Origin of the sequence: Pedobacter sp. GR22-10 (assembly GCF_026239715.1) — a bacterium.
Classification (GTDB): Bacteria; Bacteroidota; Bacteroidia; order Sphingobacteriales; family Sphingobacteriaceae; genus Pedobacter.
Genome location: NZ_JAPIVR010000005.1, coordinates 21,553 through 41,253, shown reverse-complemented (window position 1 = coordinate 41,253; position 19,701 = coordinate 21,553). Strand labels below are relative to the sequence as shown.

At 37.4% G+C, this 19,701-nt stretch carries 15 protein-coding genes and 1 pseudogene; 4 read left to right on the top strand and 12 right to left on the bottom strand.

The genetic code is table 11. The features are described 5' to 3' along the window. Positions 1-9: 9 nt before the first annotated feature. Entirely contained in the window at positions 10-189 is a 180-nt protein-coding gene (locus OQX64_RS18965; protein WP_265819950.1) for a hypothetical protein, read from the bottom strand. Positions 190-225: 36 nt separating this feature from the next. On the opposite strand from OQX64_RS18965, the gene OQX64_RS18960 reads away from it, so the two are divergent. Further along, a complete protein-coding gene (locus OQX64_RS18960) occupies positions 226-429 on the top strand; it encodes a hypothetical protein (RefSeq protein WP_265819949.1) in 204 nt (67 codons plus the stop codon). A 7-nt stretch (positions 430-436) separates the two neighbouring features. Continuing rightward, positions 437-700, top strand: a complete 264-nt coding sequence (locus OQX64_RS18955) for a hypothetical protein (RefSeq protein WP_265819948.1) — start codon at positions 437-439, stop codon at positions 698-700. Here OQX64_RS18955 and OQX64_RS18950 read toward each other — a convergent pair. From OQX64_RS18950 to OQX64_RS18935, 4 genes and pseudogenes are all read right to left on the bottom strand, one after another. Continuing rightward, a pseudogene (locus OQX64_RS18950) lies at positions 672-809 on the bottom strand (transposase); the annotation flags it as partial. The gene OQX64_RS18955 and the pseudogene OQX64_RS18950 sit on opposite strands and share 29 nt — an antisense overlap. Before the next feature lie 188 nt (positions 810-997). Next, a complete protein-coding gene (locus tag OQX64_RS18945; protein WP_265819947.1) occupies positions 998-2,155 on the bottom strand; it encodes a tyrosine-type recombinase/integrase in 1,158 nt (385 codons plus the stop codon). Between the two features lie 1,176 nt (positions 2,156-3,331). Beyond that, positions 3,332-4,429, bottom strand: a complete 1,098-nt coding sequence (locus OQX64_RS18940; protein WP_265819945.1) for a hypothetical protein — start codon at positions 4,427-4,429, stop codon at positions 3,332-3,334. Between the two features lies 1 nt (position 4,430). After that, positions 4,431-5,240, bottom strand: coding sequence for a hypothetical protein (locus OQX64_RS18935; RefSeq protein ID WP_265819944.1), 810 nt, complete (start codon positions 5,238-5,240; stop codon positions 4,431-4,433). A gap of 1,148 nt (positions 5,241-6,388) precedes the next feature. Here OQX64_RS18935 and OQX64_RS18930 point away from each other — a divergent pair. Further along, on the top strand, positions 6,389-6,622 hold the full coding sequence (locus OQX64_RS18930) for a helix-turn-helix transcriptional regulator (RefSeq protein WP_265819943.1): 234 nt from the start codon (positions 6,389-6,391) through the stop codon (positions 6,620-6,622). Positions 6,623-6,896: 274 nt separating this feature from the next. Beyond that, on the top strand, positions 6,897-7,868 hold the full coding sequence (locus tag OQX64_RS18925; protein WP_265819942.1) for a hypothetical protein: 972 nt from the start codon (positions 6,897-6,899) through the stop codon (positions 7,866-7,868). A gap of 449 nt (positions 7,869-8,317) precedes the next feature. On the opposite strand, the gene OQX64_RS18920 is transcribed toward OQX64_RS18925, so the two are convergent. The 7 genes from OQX64_RS18920 to OQX64_RS18890 form a co-directional block, all read right to left on the bottom strand. Then, a complete protein-coding gene (locus OQX64_RS18920; RefSeq protein ID WP_265819941.1) occupies positions 8,318-8,719 on the bottom strand; it encodes a hypothetical protein in 402 nt (133 codons plus the stop codon). Between the two features lie 89 nt (positions 8,720-8,808). Then, positions 8,809-9,573, bottom strand: a complete 765-nt coding sequence (locus OQX64_RS18915; protein ID WP_265819940.1) for a hypothetical protein — start codon at positions 9,571-9,573, stop codon at positions 8,809-8,811. Positions 9,574-10,503: 930 nt separating this feature from the next. Next, on the bottom strand, positions 10,504-13,908 hold the full coding sequence (locus tag OQX64_RS18910; RefSeq protein WP_265819939.1) for a leucine-rich repeat domain-containing protein: 3,405 nt from the start codon (positions 13,906-13,908) through the stop codon (positions 10,504-10,506). 178 nt (positions 13,909-14,086) lie between these two features. Then, a complete protein-coding gene (locus tag OQX64_RS18905; RefSeq protein WP_265819938.1) occupies positions 14,087-15,979 on the bottom strand; it encodes a hypothetical protein in 1,893 nt (630 codons plus the stop codon). 4 nt (positions 15,980-15,983) lie between these two features. Then, positions 15,984-16,556, bottom strand: coding sequence for a hypothetical protein (locus OQX64_RS18900; protein ID WP_265819937.1), 573 nt, complete (start codon positions 16,554-16,556; stop codon positions 15,984-15,986). After that, positions 16,553-17,665, bottom strand: a complete 1,113-nt coding sequence (locus OQX64_RS18895) for a dsDNA nuclease domain-containing protein (RefSeq protein ID WP_265819936.1) — start codon at positions 17,663-17,665, stop codon at positions 16,553-16,555. The genes OQX64_RS18900 and OQX64_RS18895 overlap by 4 nt, the downstream gene beginning before the upstream one ends. Before the next feature lie 999 nt (positions 17,666-18,664). Further along, entirely contained in the window at positions 18,665-19,609 is a 945-nt protein-coding gene (locus OQX64_RS18890) for a hypothetical protein (RefSeq protein WP_265819935.1), read from the bottom strand. Between the last annotated feature and the right edge of the window lie 92 nt (positions 19,610-19,701).

Here is a 19,701-nt window from a genome sequence, read left to right as displayed (position 1 = left end):
TCTACTAAGTTAACAACCTGTGCCGAATAGCCAGTCTAAATATCCATCATATTCAGCTTTGGATGGAGACACACCAGTTCTACCATCTGTACCGCGTTTTTGAACTCTTGCACCTGGTACAGCGACTTTCAGGAATGTTTTCATAGGTGTAATAAAGTCGCGTTCATAAGTTGCATCTGTCGAAGTCATCCATTTATTCCCAGACCATATATTGTACCTAGAATCATGACTGCATCATTAGCTGGCGCTGCTGCGGCAGCCGTTCCAGCCGATATGGCCGTACTATTAGCGAGTGTTAGCAGGGCATCGACGATAATATTCCCTAAAGGAAACGAGCGTGAGCTATTACCACCTCCGTCCACGGAAAACGTAGGCGAAGGCAAACCAGTTACGATAGCTGATTGCGAGTTAGAAGTGCCTACCTGTTGAAATTTGAATGATCGACAAGAAAGATCTCCTGGCATTATCCCTGGTTGTTCCCACTCAATGGTCAACCGCCACCACCACAGCTTGGTCATCATTACCATTACTACCTGAGCCTCCAGCGTTTCCTGAACCTCCTGAACCAGAGCCACCAGAACCTCCTCCGACTGGGAACGTTGGGAATGAAGGATTCACTGCAATATTTTCTCAAAAATATGAAATTAGTTTAGCGTACGTTAATCTTGTTTCTATTCTTTTGAATGAATTGGCAAAATGATCGCAATTAGAAATTTTCTAGTATTATATCTGTAAGCGAACTCATTGCGATATCTATCTAAGTGTTTAGGGCTTGTGTAATGGTACGTATCAGTTATACCCCGTTTTAATAAACTCGGAAACCCTAGATATTATTTGCATGGCCATCACCAACAGTGATATGGTTATTTTCAGTAGGTTTAACGGTTACATGATCGTCAACGCTTTTGCGTAAACAGCGAAAGTGAACAGCTAAGGATTGTGGAAGGGCCGTTCACAGGCCGCAAGGAAGCGGTGGCCAACAGCATAATACCTAATGCTAAAGCTCCGGCATAAAATCCCGAAGACGCTCATCATTATACTCCCCCAGGCCACGAAGATATTTCATCGTTACCATCATATCCGAGTGCCCCATCAATTTCTGGATAATATCCAGATCCTTCGTCTTCCGATAGACATTAACTGCAGCAGAATGGCGAAAAGAGTAAATGGTCTGCAGTGGCATCAATAAGGACTTTGCTAACATTTCCTTCTTCAACCGCTGCCACCTGGTGTGAAAATAAGTCATATTATAAGCGTAATGCTGCCTGGTAAAAATATTCTGTTCATCAGAAAGTCCCTCGATGAACTTCTTTAGTTCTGATCTTACATAATCGGGAACGTAAACAATCCGAACCCGGCCACTTTTATTTTCCGATCCCGAGAGGTGGATTTCCGTACAGTCTTTACCAAGGTGCGAAACCTTCAAATTCCTGATCTCCTGATGAGGCCTTAGAAAGCATCCATAACAGATCAGGCAACATAAATATAGATTGGGTTCCCTATCTTTTAAAAAATTAAGTAACCTATTCAACTGCTCCTTTTCATAAATGCTGTGAAGCCTGGCTTTTCTTTTCAATGTCGAAGTTTTCTGGATCAGTGATAGGGGTTCATCAATCTCTCTGGATATCACCGCGAAAATAGCGCCCAGTTCCCTGCGCTTATTCATATAATTACAACCCGAAGACCTGAAGGAATCCAAAAATTGCTGTACCCGTTTAGCTTGCAGGCTACGGATGTCAGCGCTTAACTCAAGCTTAGTCAAAAAGGCTTTAAACTTTTCTACTACCCCTCTTAAGTTCCTCAGGTACGAAAGGCTAAGCCCTGCGTTTAGCTTTTTCGACAAAGCCAGATCAAGCAAACGTCCAGTCATAAAATCACCCGCTTCAGCAACCTTATCAGTGACTTCGAGATCTGACTGTAGCACATCAGACACTAGCGGATAAGTATTAGCCTTCAATGCTTTTATCAACTCCGTTTTGAGCTTTCGCAACAACCTGTTTTTCTCCGCAACACTTTTTGAGTGATTGGGAAAGATATTTAACTTCAGACACTTACCGCAATATTCCCTTATCCGTTTACCCTTAAAATAAAAGCTCACATAACTTCTTTTGTCTAAACGAGGAGCGTTAACGATTTTAAAACAATATTGATCCATACCTATAAAAACGCCATGACAATAGGATTCATATGCTAAAAACTGATTCTATATTCTACTACATTTATTCATATCCGTTCACATCAATATTTGCCTTAAGCTTCCGCCATTTAAAATTCCTTCAAAAGAAACCGAGTTGCGAGGTTTCTTAACCCTTTTAGCTTTGGGAGGAACGACGGGAAGGCTAAAAGGCAAGATCCTTTTTGCCAGACATCATTCCGCAGGAATTAATGTCAGACAAAAAGACATCTTGCCAATGAAAAAACAAACCACCACCAGACCATTACCCATGGGCAAATAACAAGCAACATCACTCCTAAATGATCAGGATAACGAAGTAGCCAGTTAGCTAAAGTAAATGAATCACCAGCTCGATCGTATCTGGAAACATAGCCATTTCGCTACATTAATCGCAAAGAAACGCTGTAGCCAGCTACCTACATATTACGTAATCAATAGAGCACGGAAACAAAATCTCCGGATCATTGGCGCTCCTGATTTACCCATAGCCCGCTCCCAGGCTAATTCGATAACTCTTTAGCCAGCTAACAAATAAGCTAGCTTTCAACCTATAAATAACCTACGGACATATCCAGTAACACTCATCACAAATGCCTGTCTATAACATTATTTAGTACGCCCGCTTACCATGCGAAATTGGAAAAGTATCACACAACACTCCCATTAATTTTCATCTGTTAACGATAATCGTCAATTTGTAAACCCTTCTGGTTACAAGGAAGGTGCACAAACACCTCACCATCAGACAAATCAATTACCTATCAAATCCCAGTATCACACGATACCACTCCATAAGAACTAACATGAGATTCGCCGCTGCAATGCCCATATTTTATGGTGCTTGGTGAGCATACGAAGATCTCACCCTACGGCTGTGCAGGCAGCCTCAAAATATTTATCACTCAAATTATCTTTGTAGGAGCCCTTAGTTTCTATGACATGAAGCTCGCCACTGCGTCCCCTATTTCTTATCAGGTTAATGAGCCTTGATGACTCACCCCACGGCTGCGCAGGCAGCCTCAAATGTGTAAATGCTAAATGTATAGCAACTTTTGTAAGCAGTTGACAAATTGCGCCAAATCCTAAAAAAAATGATGGATCAAGATATACATATATCTATATCATCACCTAGCATTATAGCTTGCTCCATCATGATCATTCAATAATCAGTTGTATCCCCGCTTTTTCTGCTTTATAGTTAATTTTCTCCCTTAAGCTGTAATAGCTCCAGTTCTTTAACAGGAACTGATCATCTTTTGCTATTTCTTCTTTTTCCTGCTGGTTGATCAGCAGGAGCGTAGCGGCGCTGTGTTTTACGCAAAAATCAATGAGCATGCGGCTGTACAGGTGTAATTTTTGTTCCACATACCTTTTTTCGAGGTGCTTATAATCCTCCAGGCTTTTCATCTTCCGCTTTCTGCCATGCCCGCCCCGGTTATATTGAACTGCCTTTTTCACGCGCAGTGCGGCAGCCTGGATGGCTAGCCTGCGGTGCAGGAATTCTTCTTTGCTGCCAATGGAATGCTCCAGACTTCCGATCTTTACGCTTATCGGGTGCTCAATGGAAAGCGAAGCTTCCGCGATAACGGCCGGATCAAGTATATGCCGTTCTTTTTCGATTTCTATGGACGCCAGTAGAAACACTTTGCCTTTATCCAACTGGATGTGACTTGACCGCAGTTTAAGTTCACCACACCTGATCCTTTCCATCATCTTCTTCTTATCAGACCTGTCCCTGCCTAAATATGTCCGGAAAGGGATCTGGAAAAGCTTAAAGGAGAAATCCTTGTTGTCCGCCGTACGGGAAAGCCGACATAGTACTTCGGCCCCAAATGGTAACGGGATATTGCGTTTATAGTTCCGAAGCGTTTTCTCCCCTTTCCAGTAGGCATCTTTTTCCTTATTGAAATTTGTAATGAGCGTATTATTCAGGTTGCTTAAGATATTGGTCGGTACCTGGCCCTTAAAATGGTTGGACAAAAGTTTGTAGGTGGTATTCTGTCTGGAAGACTTCAGCATCCCATTCTCCTTTTTTTTCTCATCGGCGATCTTGAGCTTCACCCCATCAGTCAGGTAAAAAAAGTCCTTCACGTGTTCCTGAACAAAATGATGGCTCATGATCATATTGGCAGAACGAAAACAGATCCATTGCCAGTTGTAAATCTGATCCCTGGCCTGCTTGATAAATTCTTTATCATCAGAATCAATCAGCAGCTGGATCTTGCGGGTCACGATCATTGTAGCACTTTCCATATCACCTGATTTTAGTTTTTTTAATTTTCAGCGAAGCAGCGGCAAAAGCCTTTTGGATATATCCCTGATCAAGGCCCAGGGCAGTAGCAATCTCATCAAAGCTGTACTGCAGTTCATAGCGCATCCGCAGGATTGCAGCCTGTTCTTCGCTGACATCCCCCTCGAAACTGAACCTGCTTGTTTTTTTAATCTTACCAAATCTTTCTGTATCCGTGATCACGGCCTTTAAACAGGCAAGCGTCTTCTCCACCTTTCTTGCCACCTGGTAATCCGAAATACCCCCGATATGCCAGGCCATCTGTCCATAGTCAAAAGCATATTTAATACACAGCCTGATAAAAAGCTGTTGATCAGTGCTGAGGTTAGGAATAACGGCCTGTACCCGTGCCCATTGCTCTTTCTCCTCATCCCCGGGTTCATACACATCAAAGATATCTGCTGCCTCTTCCAGTGCTGGATCATACCCCGCAACAAAATCCTGATAATTCTCCATTTCATCCAGCCGAAGCATACTCCGCTGAAACCTATTTAACGAAGTTTTATAATAAGCCCTGCATCCATCAGCTGTTAATTTTCGAACAAAAGTCTTGATATGTTCTGGGCAGGTAATCTTCTCCCGGCACAGCCAGAGCCTTAGAAACGCTTCATTGACAATACAATCTGCATTCACATCATCTTTGATATACCTGAAACCATAGTAATATATAGAAGGATATAATAGATTATAAAAAAACTCAAGCCCTTTCTCCTTCCCTTCCTTAAACCTTGTAAAATTTATTTCCTGGCTGCGGTTTAGTGTAATGTATTTCATAGTGATTCTAGGTATATTAGCCATAAAAGCTGCTGGCAAACAGAAATTTGATAACTGCGTTCTTTCTATCCGGGACCAGAGGTTTTTCAAATAATCCCTTGATCCTATAAAATTTCAAATCAAATAAGATCATAACCATCATTTAAGATTGTTCTGTGTTAAAATCGGTCAAGAAATAACATTGCCTGTTCCCTCAAAAAACGCAGCCACCCTCAAAATTTGAATATTTTTTCCTGATTGAGTTAACATAAAACAAACTCCAAAAACCAAGGCAGGCCATCATTAAAGAACCTATTTCTATTTAACCATTCAGGTCACCTGCCTTTGGATTTTCTCAAATCATACAGGATTCTTAGGCTTTAAAGCGTAAAGCCTATCGAAAGGATAGTGGTTGCTTAAGCTCATGTTACTAAATTGAGTTTATACCGTGTGTTTAAAAATTAGGCAAAAACCAGCCCCTTCCACATAAAAACATGCGGATACGGGAAACCGTATTTGTTATTAGGAAAAAGATACTTACCTTGGGATTGCGAAAAACCATTGTACTGCACCTTTGCCTAATCAGCAATAAAGGGCTGGTACCAAGCTAAATTAACCCGCCGGGACTTTGTGCGCTCTCCACACACTAGCCTCTGTTCTTTTGGGCTATATTTTAACTTGGAATTCTGGCAAGTATTACGATGGAGAGCAAATAACGTTCTTTAATAATAGTTGTAGGGAATAATTACGATTCACTTCCTGGAGGTGAATCGTTTTGATGGCGCTTAATTTTTTCGTTTTCATAAACGGTTAATTTTATGTGAAACGATGCGGACTCAATAAAGCAGATGGAAACCAGATTGGCGAGAACCAATAAGGCGAACTTCACTGCCTTTTGGATGAGGTACCGTCAAGAACCGCTTAAGCCTGAGCCTAAGTTTCACAAAAGACTAACATGAAGTCCGCCTTATTGAATAAGATATCACGAAGATAGCAAAACTCAATAAATAGGCGAACTCACGATCGGCTCATGTGAAAGTTTGACGGTTTTCATCCATGAGAGACATCGTTAAAGCCAGGTTACCCTAACTCTATTTGTCGCTATAAATAACTGATAACAAATATAGTAAAGTTGATATTAAATATCAACAATTATTTTAAAATATTTTATGATTAATAGGATTGGCGAAGTTTTAAAGGAAAAAGGGGCAGGCAATAAGGATTTAGTTGAGTTTCTAAAAATAGAAAAAGAAACAGTATCAAGGTGGGTAAATAATAAGCATCAGCCGACTGTAACAACACTAAATAAGATAGCGGAATACTTAAGGGTTGATATCAGAGAGTTGCTGCACAAGAGCGATTGGAGTACTAGTAAAGTTGGAGAGTTTAAGAAAAGTAAATAATAAAGATTAGGAAAGAAATAGGGAATTTGTTTTAGCGGTTGAGAAATATGTATGGAAAAACAAGCTCCCTCCTTATTTTTAAAAGTGGCTACGTTATCATCTCTGTCTGATGAGAATAAGCAGGTGTAAATAGAAGAATAAAGTTAGAGAATATATGATTAATGGCTCTAAAAATGTATCGCAAAAAATAGTATTACAAGATGTAATTTTGTTTTACAAAACTTATTCGGCTTATGAGCAGAGGATGATACCAATTACAGAATTGAATTAAATCATGATGGATTTATTTGTAGTTCATTTCACATTAGGTGTTATCTTGTTCTTTCTCATCAACTGGGTTGGAAGACATTCATTTTCTATGGGATATATGGAAATAACATTATTCATTAAGGATGAGGAAGCACCAGCCATTAATTATCTTATTAGAGTTCTTTCTCCAATAGTTTACTTAATCATTGTATCATCGATTCTTTATCTCTTGAAGCTGGATAAATATGTGATTAACATTTATCTTGTTAATATTTACTATATATCATTTAGATTGTTTTTTAATGTCATCACAAGCCGTGGGCCTTTACTAAATTGGGGTAAACAAGTCATTTATTGGGTTTCAATTATTCTGTTATCCTACTTAGTTTACGATAAAATAATAAAGTATCGCGTTAATGTGCTACCAGATTTCACTACCATTGCTAACGAACTTTGGATAATTATTTTAGTCTTTATTTTCCAGATTGTAAATGGCGTAAAATTATCTAGTGATGGACAAATTAAAAGAAAGACCAAATATCTTAAATCTAAATATTTGTATTTCAAGGTGAGATATGGCAATATCATATCCCAGAATACTAGAAATGATTCCTTAGAAATAATTGCATATGCAATATTGATTTACGAAGATTTTAATCGCCCAATAGTCGCCAGGTGGCTTGAATACGTCACATTCTTCATAACCGGAAGCAAACATTCACTTGGCGTCATGCAATTTCCAACAGATAAATTTATAACTGATTTGCAGAGCGTAGATTTAGGAACTAAAAAACTAAGGAACAAATACAATTCGATTCTAGCAGAAATAGATGAAAAACCAGAGATAGGATACTCAATATATGATGCCGAGAGAGAGATAATAGGCAATTATAATGGCGGATCTAAATATTACAACGAGATTATGCAGTTATCGAACTCAATTAAAGAGCAATTTTATTCTGGTTCAATAGACACTTTATTGCCCTTGACAGAATAGATTTATAATAAATATGTTGTTAAAAAAAATATAAATAGGATGAAGTAGAAAACTTTTGGCTCAACAATATCAGATATTGCAGAAGTGATCTAGAGTGGGCCATGATTTCGGTCCAGATCATCGAGCAATAAAACCGATAAATACACTTTTTAAGCCCATCACATATCCGCATCCTCCGTTCCTCTGGGCTTTTGACTTCATTCGTCCGGGAGCGATCATTTAAAGTGTTGGAAATTGCGGTGATTTAATCCTCACGGCTAAATTTTGGGTAGTTGATTCAGCTATCCCCCTGACTCACACATGCAAGCCCCCCTTGATCGTTTTTTGTTTCAAGATCCTTTCACATTTCGACTAATCAGTAACGAAGTTTGACCAACAAAAAATTTCATTTCCTGGTATGATAGATGTCGGCTTGGAGCACTGGAAAAATTGGCTAAGCGTAAATCAGATTACCCCTCGCGCTGCAGCTTAATGATATTGGTGAGGATTAACAAACTTCTCCAAAGTGTTGTGGCGATAATTATTAAGCCAAGGACATTGGCAAAAAAAATATATTTGAGGTAAGCTTCAGGCAAAAACAATTTTAAGGAAAATCCCAGCATGGCAACAAATATGAGCGATTTAATACAACCCTTCAATAGTGAGGTGGTGCGGTAATAAAGTCCTGTAGAAAAGAAGAGATCAAATAAAGGTACATCTTCATTATCACCACTGTTTGGTAGCCTGGCCCCCGTTTTAAAGGTAATCAGTACAGTAAGCAACGTAAGAACAAAACCAGCGAGGGTAAGCGCTATTGTTGCTAAATCCGTTGTGGTAGAGACATTAGTTTCGGTTTTGGGCAGTTCTAACATCCCTTTAAAATACATAAAATATAGCCCGCAAATGAGCAGCCCACTGAATAGGTAGTCATATAACAGGGGCCGTCTAAAGTAAATATCGATCATGATTCAAATCGTTTCATGAATTCGTCAAAGTCCCCCTCTATTTTTTCAAACCATTCTTTTGAGGTCAGATGTGAATCGGGCTCTATTTCCACTGTAATCTGTTTTTTGCCCTTCATGAGGTTAAATGTGGCATCCTCACCTTCCTTATTTATGTATTTAAGTTCAAACTCTTCAAAGTGGTCAATATGATAGGGTTTTTTTCGAAATTTATCTAGAAGAGCTGTGGCCATTGTATTGGCCGCCTTGTTTAGCTCGACACTTTTTACTTTAGCACCCGGGGTCTGAAACATGGCCTCGATACGGATGAAATTTGGCTTAAGCTTTTGTCCAAGGTTAGCAAACTCTGTGATATAGCCTTTTATATCATCATCCATCTGTAGGATGTTGTGAGGCTTGAGCTTTATCTCAAAATTCAACACATTATGGAGCTGTTCGATGGTCTTGTCTATGGGTACATCCATAAAAGTAGTTGTTGTGGTCGCTTTGGCCATGTGGAGCATATCATGAGCAATGTTGCGGAAATAATATTCGATATCCGAAAGCCGAGGTCCATCGTGGTTATATTCCACGCACATGACTGCCGGATTGCGACTGTAGTCTATAAAGAAATTTGTCACCTCAGCGATAGAACCCGTTGCTTTGTTGAAGGGTACAAGTTCATAAGTATCTAGCGGTTTGACCATAAGATTTTTTCCTGCGCGCAGCAAAGCGATTGAACAACGGATTTTCTTTGTCTTCGGAATCCTGTAAGTCACATTCATGAACAGTTCTCTTTTCTCACCTTAATTACGGTTCTTGTTTTTGTCCACTGGGTAGGCTTTGTTTTCCATCCGTTCCTTGTTAAGAAAAGTGATTAACTTGATCAGGATATCGTTCGAGTTATCTTTGACATCTGCAAAGGGGGTGAACTTAAGGGTATGAAGATAAAAACGGATAAGGTGTTTACCAGGATTGGGAGCGTTATTTTCGGACATGTTAAAAGATTAATTCTTAACTAATTTGGTATTAAAAATCAGCATTATCAAATAAACTGCTCGTGATAAACTCCAAAAAGTGAAATTTTTAGAGTAAAATTATTTTGGCTGAATGCAGTCAGCTACTACCTTTAATTTCTTTCACTCATGATTTGAGTTTCCCTAAATGCATACAATGACAATTCTTGTATACCATTTATGCAGGTTCATAACAAATTAAGATGCCTCTAAGTAAACAACCTAAACCGCCTTTGCCAAAGTGGTCATATTGCTTGTACAGAAATTTTTCAGTATTGCCATTTCCCATTTTGCTCGCTTTCAAATTCTGCCGCTAGCGCCTGGTCGGTATTTAGAAACTGAGGAAATTTTTAGTTTGGTTCAGTACACGTTGCTGCTTAACTGTTTGAAACATGGACTTTTGCTTGTTGCCTGATTGTGCTCTAACTTTGGGAGGTTATGGGCGCATTGCTTTCTCGATATTGATTCTTGGGTTATAAATACTTATTCAAGCCAATGAATTAGATTTCTTTGTGAATTACAATCTAATCCGTAAATTTAACTAGGCAACATTTGAGCCAAAAACGGTCATTTTTACAGTGGGTGAGTTGGAATTATTTTTTGCAAGCAATTGCTAGTCAGAAGGTTTTTTAAATAAAGCTTATTCTGGTCTCGTCAGAGCAACAACCAAAACATTTAGTATCAAAAACTATCGAATCGCTAAAAAATCTTTGCTAAATTTCTGACCGCCTCAGTCCAAGCGGTGTCAATATCTGGCGCTGTAGAAATAACCAATGCCTTGCCGGGTGCTGTTGTGTACACACCTAATGGGGAATCCTCCCACATACAGGACCTTACAATTATTGGCACAACAGTCGCAGTACCCTCTTCTTCCCGTTCAATTGCTCTTTTAATTTCGATGTCCCATATATAATCGGTCGCCAAAAAGTCGTCGCTTACCAAAAACAAGATAATATCGGCTTCTTCTAGTTCATTTTTAATTTTACCATCCCATTTTTCTCCTGGCAAAAGCTTTCGGCAGTTCCATGTACTTATGTTGCCGTTTCTTTTCAGCACACTCAAATGGTTTTCTAATTTTTGCAAATGCAGATAGTCAGCTTTAGAATAAGAAATGAAGATTTTTTTCATTTTAAATTTTGTAGAAATATATTCACTAAAATCAATAAGATTATAATAAGATGTGCCGTATTTAAACACGTATTCTTTTTTTTGCTCTGCGTCTTGCAGAATTTTTATTGGAACAAAATCTTCTCCATTTAAAGTTACCGATCTCAATATTGAAGGATCTTCGTAAATCCTCTCCAAATCGGAAGCAATTTTGTTAAGGAAAGTTTTGTCTTTAGACTCATGTAGTCGATATAAATCGATATAACAATCCATTTTCTCTTCATTTCCATTAAAAAACCTTACCAGAACTATTTCATTGGTTAAATGATCTTTAATGACCAGTCCATCACGCCAATAATAATATCCTTCAAGGCTTGCATCGTCACTCAGCGCATTAGCTCCATATTCCTGAAAAAACTCGAGTACAATATGTTTATGAATGTAGCTATTGAATTGAAATCGATAAGCCGGCTTCTGGAAAGCATTTAAAAAAAGTTGTACAGCTTTAAGTGGTTTTTTTGGCAGATACAATGGGGCAATATATGTATTTGCTCGTGATGGATGTTTAAAAATAATTTTAAATTGAATCATTAGTTTTACTAAGGTATCCGCTTCATCATCAAATCTTCTTTTGTCCAATTTTTTTACAACATATTCATGATCAAATTTACCGTTCAAGTCGCTTAGTTTGAATAAAACTTTGTAAATGTTGTTGATTATCCGATCCTGATTAACCAAAACCTTATCCGAAAGGCTTTCATTCTCTGGAAAATATAAAAGCACACCAATGTCATTAAGGTATTGAGCAAGGCTGCTTATACCGGATTCATCAAAAAGCAATGTTTTCAATGTCTTTGTTGGTAGGTCTTTAAATTTTTCCGACTTTTTTATTTCCTGATTGCAGAATTTCTGGAACTCCTTCGATGTGAGATGGCTCTGGAACCTTTGTGGTTCATTAACCAATATATTTTTAACTAATCCCCATGTAGCAAGAATGTCCTCCTCGAAAATCGGCATATTTTCAAGTAATTCCGCAAGTAGTTCTTTGAATTGATTCAGTCCTCGTTTTTCATTGATAGAAATTGCGGTAGTCCCGTAGATCTCTGGATGATCTACCTTCATTTTCTCAAAATCGAGATACCTTATATCCGATTGCGAATCTACTTTGTTCTGGATAACCAAAATATTTGCTTTAACTTCTTTGTCGTCCTCATCTAGCTTAGCCTGAGCACCAGCATCCTTTTTGTCAGATTTTAATTCAATAGGCTCTAAGTTTTTGATATCGCGATTTGCTTGCAATTCGGCAATTTGTTTTTCGCCCTCATGAACAGTACGCTTGTCACAGTGATAACGAATAGAATTAAGCCAGTAAATTACTGGATAGCCTTGTATCGGCATTGTCGCTTCCTCTCCATCGATCTGACGCTGCGTTATATTCTGTTCACTATATTCGTTTGTAAAACGATCCCAAAGGAGAATGTAAGCTGTTCGTTTTGTAAAAAAAATGTGATGGGTGTCATGGTAATATTCTTGCCCCCCAAAATCAAATATCCGGAAATTTACATTTCTAGTACCTATTTTGACCTGCCACAATTTTATTTCAAGCCAATGCGTGCTTTTTATATCTTTATCTGTTTTTCCCGTTCGTAGATATTCTGATAAAGAAGACTTTCCTACATTACTGTTTCCAACTAATATCAATTTAGCATCTCGATTTTTTGAAGGTTTTATATTTGCAGCCCTTTCTGCTTCGAGTTGATCGAAATATGCTAGCACTGAATTTACTCCCCTTTTAATTACGCTTGTGCTGGGAAACATAAGTGTAATATTGTTTCTTATACTTAAAGTACCGAATTCCCATTTGGAATCCTTTATGCCGATCTTTTGAATCAAACTTTTTGCTGGCAACATGTCTTTTATCCTGTTGGAATGCAAATCTAGTGTTGTCAAACCAGGCATTTCCTGTAGAAATTCGACGGAGCTTAAGAGATTGCTGCTTAGAAAAAATACGCGAAGATTTGGTAGCAAGTTATCTAACCTTACAGCACGTATCATATTATTATTTAAGTGCAGCTGCTGAAGATTACTTAGTCGATCAAGCTGACTAATTTTTGAGATTAAATTATTGCTTGCATTGATAAAAGTCAACTTCTCCATTTCAAGAAAGGGCGTGAAATCAGATATTCTCCATCTATTCCAGCTTATCCCCTCCTTTTTCGGGTGCCAATCGCCCCCACAAATCAGTTTTTTAAGGTTTTTTAAGTTTTTAATGGCCTTAGGTATGTGGTATATGTTGTTTACTGGACCATCATTTTTGCTTTCACTAAGAGTCCATTCCTCTCCCTTATGCTCTCCCCATTCATTGCTTAGAATTAACTCTTCCAAATGTTCACAATTGAACAGCTTCGGTAAAAGTTCCAAGTTTGTAATACCAGTTCTTCCTAAATCTAGAATTGTTTCGCGAGTTTGAAGATTATTCGCAATCAGTAGCTGGGCATGAGCATTTCGCTCCTTTAAAAATTCGACTGCAAAACTTCGTTCATCGATCGTCAATCGTGAAGGCAAGTCAACCCCATTTTCCTTGAGACTTAACTCCCTGATTTTACCAAAAGCAATGCCTACCATAGCAGGTGTAAAATCAACAATTTTGTTATGATCTAAGATAAGGACTTCAAGCATCTTCAAACTGTGCAGCGGACTGATGTCAACAATTCGATTTCCACAAACATCCAATGTTTTTAGCCGTTTAAAAGTGCTCAGCGTAGATATATCTTCCAGATGATTATACCTGATTTTAAGAATTTCCAATTTTTTGAATAGATAAAAGCCCCTGAGATTTAACAGGTCATTCTCTACTGCATTAAGGCCAACTACATTTCCCTGCTCGTCTAAAAGAAAACTATTTCGAGTATTAAACAACTTTTCCTCATCACCTACTTGTTGAAACTCGGCGTTTATTAGTTGTTCTAGCTTTAAAATTGAAGGTAATTTGAACATTGATTTGGTTTAATTTGGTTACATTACGTGATCTCGCCAAGCGATGCTAATTGAATATCTTAATAAAAAAGCAAATGAAATAATTAGCCTTTCGGAATTAGCTTAATTTGATAAAACTTACTGTTAAGTAAAATATTAGCGTTACTTTTTAACTCTTTCGCATTACAAAACCTATGCGCTACCAAACTGTTTCTAGCTGGATTTCGTGAACATCTTTTATCCCTTTAAATGCCCGCCCGACAATGATGACTTGACCGTTTAGGTCTTTTAGTTTCATTCGGTTTGTCAATTCAATAAATGGAGTTATCAAATAGTTGTAGCTTGTCTCAACTGCTCGTCCTAGGTCTGGCGGCAAATCAATTATTGTAAAGGCGGGAATATTATATTTCGGTCGATAGCTGAGATTAATGAGGCCGTAATGATAAGCCAATAGAAAAAGTTGTTTATCTAACCCACCCAATGATGTCCAGATTGTGTTGTTTACATAAAAAGTGATTTTTGATTCTGTCAAAGAAACCTCGATTCTTCGACCTCTTGTCCAGACTTTTGGATTAACTTTAACGATTTTGTCGATGTAGTCCTGCATTCCTTTAGAAAGATCATTCGCAACAGTTTCAAAATTGATAGAGGCATTTTCCTTTTCAACAACCAAATTTTCCTGCTCAATCTCCTTTTCAAGCGCATTGATTTTTAACTCTAGCTCTTCCTTGTATTTGTAATTTTCAATTAGCCTGCCATAATTGAGTATTTGTTCTAAAATCCTTCCTTTACTTATATCGATTTCAGATAGTTCATTGTCATTGAGTGCATACAATGGTCTCTTAATCTCCTCTATATTTTTGTCTAAAGAAAAAATTCTTTCGGTTAAAGACTTTTCTTGCTGCTGAAGATCGAGAATTATTTTTTTGTGATCGTGCAATATGGTAAAGAGTTCATTTTGTTCGTTACTGAGCTGTTCAATTTCAAAATCAAGCCTGTTTGATTTTTTTGTATTTATACCAATTGTACTTTGCTTACATAGGAAGCAGGAATCAACGGTATTAGAGTCAGCTGAGATATTTTGGTCACAAGCAGGACAATGCGTAACCCTCATTTCTGAAATGATTCCAGATTTCTTAGTGCGCTTAATCTTTGATATTTCTTCAATAATAGAAGTATGAATTTCCGAAAAATCTTTAACTTTTTTTTGAAACTGGGCAATGTGCTTGCTAACTTCATCTCTTTCCTGATAATATTTTGCTCTTGAAGCTGAGAGGTTTATTTCAAACTCTTTGTTGGTTGACTCAATTTTTTCTAGGCGATTTCTTAAAATGTCGTCCCTTTTGAGTTGAATTTCGTTCAATTGCTTATTCAGATCATTAATCATTTCACCTAATACCCTGGCATTGATTGAATTGGTCATAAATGTCTCTTTGGACGACATTTCTTTTGCAACCTGTGATATTAACTCGGTAAATTGCTCTTTCCTAGACTCAAGTTCTGTTAGTCGCTTTTGCTTTGTTATTGTACTGCTGCTTTCCTTTGAATATAGTTTGTCTGCAATTCCTAAAAGCAAAAACTGAGAGGCAAACTGTTCGCTAATGGGCTGCTTATCTGCTAAGTCGCCCCAACCATCCTCTTTTCTGTAAAGGTGGCGATATAAGCTTCTAAAACCTAAACTTACCCATTGGGTGGTATAAGGATTGCCTTTAGGATATTTGATATCTGATGGAATGGAAAGTAGCTTGAGAATTTCCTGAGAAAATTCAGATGGAGAATAGGGAGTCTCATTGATAAAAATTTTTGTAGCTAAACCCACATCTAATGGAGCTCTCGAGAATTCAACTTCTTGGTCAGCAATAATCACTTTGAGAATGATTTTTTGATATTTCTTAGAAACTTCAGGATCCACAAACATTTCCATTACATTAGCTTCTTTCCCTAGGACAAAATCTATTTGTCTAACCCATGTACTTTTACCAGCGTTTGGTTCGCCAGTTAATAGGTTGACTCCATTAGTGAAGAGAAGAGTTTCTACTTCTCCCTCTATATCTATTCGCTCTACACTTTCTAAATAAAAATTGTTGGCCATAATTCTAAATTTTATTTCCCATTGACCTATTTGTAACTTCGACCTCAAACATTTCATAAACCATGTTTTTCAGCTGCGATCCTGTCATTTTTCCTAGGACATAATTTACATTTCTTATATTGCTAGCCAATTTTGCAAACTCCTCTTCTGAAATTAGCAGATCTGAAATCTCCTGACCTTGCTTTGTTAGGAAAAAAGTGAAAGTACCTTTATCTTTTTCTATTATGATTAAAGACCGAGCCTCCAAATATGGAAGTAGTTGGTAATATCGTTCATCCCAAGGGCCATAATGAAATCGGATCATTCTGGACTCAATTCCTCCTTCATGGGCTAGGAGGTCTACCTGTTCAATTTTCAATTTTGAAATCACCCGCCTAAAAAACTCTGGATACCTGACAAAAAAGTCAAGCTTAGCAAGTTTAGTCAGCCCACTAATTTTATATACTTTTTTAAATCGATCTTTTTGTCCACACAAGCGTAATAGAACTAGAATTCTAGAAGCGTGGAATTCGATCAAGTCATCCGACAATAACGCCGATCCTGCTGGATATGATGATATATGCTTTACAGAAATCATATGCTAGCTTTTGTAAAACGGTGGGTACATCGGTTAGCATTGTCGTACATGCAACCCAGTGCTATTTCTTCACTTATATGTAGCTCCAATGCTAGTATTTTCACTTGATCCCAGCAGTACTTATGAAACTGTGAGTCTGAAGTTATTGGAAAAAACTTACCATCTATATCAAACTTATCTCCATTATCATAGGCCAGCTTCAGATCCTGTATTAAAATGTGAATTCGATTTTTCGACAAATTGATCTGGGATTGACCGTAAAAGTTATGATTCATCACCTCCATTTCAAACTGCCAGCGAAATTCCTTTGCTGCCTCTAATGTTCCTTTTGGTAGTTTCGCCGCTGCTAATTTTTTTTTCAGCTTTTCAGTACCCTTGAGAGGAGCAGCCAATTCAGCCATCATCTTATCAAACATTGCAATAATTTCATCGTCTGTGAAATGGTGTTTGTTGTCCCCAACACCTGCAGATGACGTGAATGAAAGTAATTTTTGATATATCTCTATTTTTTGGTCTGGAGCCAGGATTAAGTTATACTTTTCATGTAAACATTTTTCCAAATAAATTATATTTTCTGCCCGCAATCCTTCCAACTTAGAATTTACCTGCCAAACGCATTTCGAAAACCAGTCACTAACGTTTTCGCCCTTTAGGTTGGCAGGTATTAATGCTAGCTTACTCTTATGGGTCTTTATTAAGCTCGGTATGGAAGTATTGTTTCTTGCTTTATCTGAAATCTCAGTTTTTAAAAAGGATAACGTGGGATCGACATCAGTACATGTTATAATTCGATATGTTACTTGCTCATCACATCTACCTCTGGAAATTGATTTTGCTAATAATTCCAGCGAATACATCTTTGGTACAGTCCATCGAGAGTCTAAGTCGTTGGACTTGACCTGAACCATTTCTACAATGCAATTTTTACCATTAGGGTAAAGCAAAACAATATCATCTTCTCCTTCGATCCAAATTTCTGAAATTGGTTTACCCGATAAAATATCCAATAAAAATTTAACTGCAATATGATCTTGATACTCAAACCCTTTGCGGGCTATTCGACCTCCTACTTCAGCAGGCTTCAAAGTTCTTATAGATTCGAGAGTCATTTTAAATTTTAACCAATATCTCAATTTTTTATCACTTTATAAGATTTATGTTTCCGGTAAACAAATTACATTCTGATTTATTTTAAAAATAGCCTAAGAAACTGGTGGCTATCATGGCAACGTAAATATCTTCTGTTGATAGTGAATAAAGAATGTGAAGCTATAATCTTAAAAAGGCATAACTAATTTATATACTTAACTAAAATACAATTGTATTGGCAATTTATCAAAATGTCTTGGTTGAATGAGATTTCTCCTTTTAAATAACATTCTTTATCTTAGAATATCACTTGGAGCCAAAACACGTCAAACCGTTCTGGTGACCACATTGGCGGAAAACGCTGCGAAAAACCACATTATAGGTCGCAAAGGGATGCTTTCTTATCTTCTCGTCGGCCCGATTTGATATTATATATATATTAATATAAAAACAATTAAGAACCTAGTACTTTTCGATATATACCCTCCTCTTAAATTATCAATGAAAATTGGTTTATTTTCATCTAAATTGTATCTTTGGAATGTAAGATTCAGAGTTAAATTGTATCAAGATAATGGTGAGTAATTCGGTGTGTAGAATATCGATTACCATTCTAAGAAATTGATAACCAATAGGTTGTAATAACGAGGTTATTCCCCTACGGGCTACACTTATTATCATCAAAGTTTTTAAAAGGCTGAAAATCAATGATTTTCAGCCTTTTATGTTTTACAAATATGTTAAAAAGTATAAGATTTTTTGGGGATTAATTCCAGGTATATACTTTTGATCATCTGAATAAGAAGAAATTATTCATTATCCCCTCTTGATGTTGCGCTGAAAGCTTTGATCTTTGCATCGAAAGACGCTGCAGATGCATTGTAGATCTGTTAATAAAGCAGTTTAGGATATCGTCGGAATTTGAATAGGCCATTTCACCCTAATTAATCATAAATATGGCATTTTACCAAAAAATCATACTTTTAAAACGATTTCCCTGATCTAATATATGACGGAAACTATAAAAGGAAAATTAAAATAATTGGCATGTTAAGGATTGCGACCAAAGCTATAAAGCTCCAGAAAAGAATCCTTTTTCTTCCGTCGTGATAAAAAGCGAACATCTTATAATAATAAAAAACAAATCCAATAGCAGCCATTTCCATAAATGCATAAATGATCAGTATCAGGTAGCGCCATAGATGACCTTTAACATAATATAATACATCAAGGAATTGATCTACACCGGAGAAGGAGCTTTTGGCATGCTGCAGATTGAAAAAGGTGATCGTTTCGGCCTTGTCGGATAGTTTGTCAACATCAGTTTCAAATACGTAAAACCGTACAGGCTGACCAGTACCGTTGGCACGATCACCATCATTATCGACCGTAAAGAGTTCATTGATGTGCTCCGATGGGGTATCAAAAACCGACTGGTAATAGCCACGATTAAAGCTAGCCTTGAAAGGAATGATTTTGAAATTATAATTTCTCCTTCCCTTATAAGAAGAAGCTATACCATAAGACCCAACGGTGCCCTTTTTTTCTACCAGTTCATGGCGCAGATGGTCAACATAAAGGAATACAAGTCCTGTCAAAAAAATAGGTAATACAATCGCAAATAACACCAAGCGATTAAGCTTTGGGAACTTACCTTCAGGACTGTAAAAAGTTCCTGAGATACTAACCTCAGGTGAATGGCCAGGTTTATCTATGCATTTCAGGACAATGATGTTCGCTGTAACTTGCTTAATTTTGCCAGATGCGGATTTAAAGTGAAGCGTAATAGGCGTATTGTTGAAACTTTCGGGCTCATTTAAATCAAGATCAGGTAGTGAATTTAATAAAAAGCGCTTAAAAGTAATTTGAAAGAACTGCTGCTCATGAATGACAGTATCATACCGAAATTCCATTAACTCAGATATTGTTGTACCTCGCAAACTTAAGCCAGCTGGTTTTTCCATATGAAACTATTAACATCCGTACAATTGATTTGTTCGAAACATTATTTTGAACCAGATACAACTACTGCACCCAGTAGCACCAAAGAAGGTAA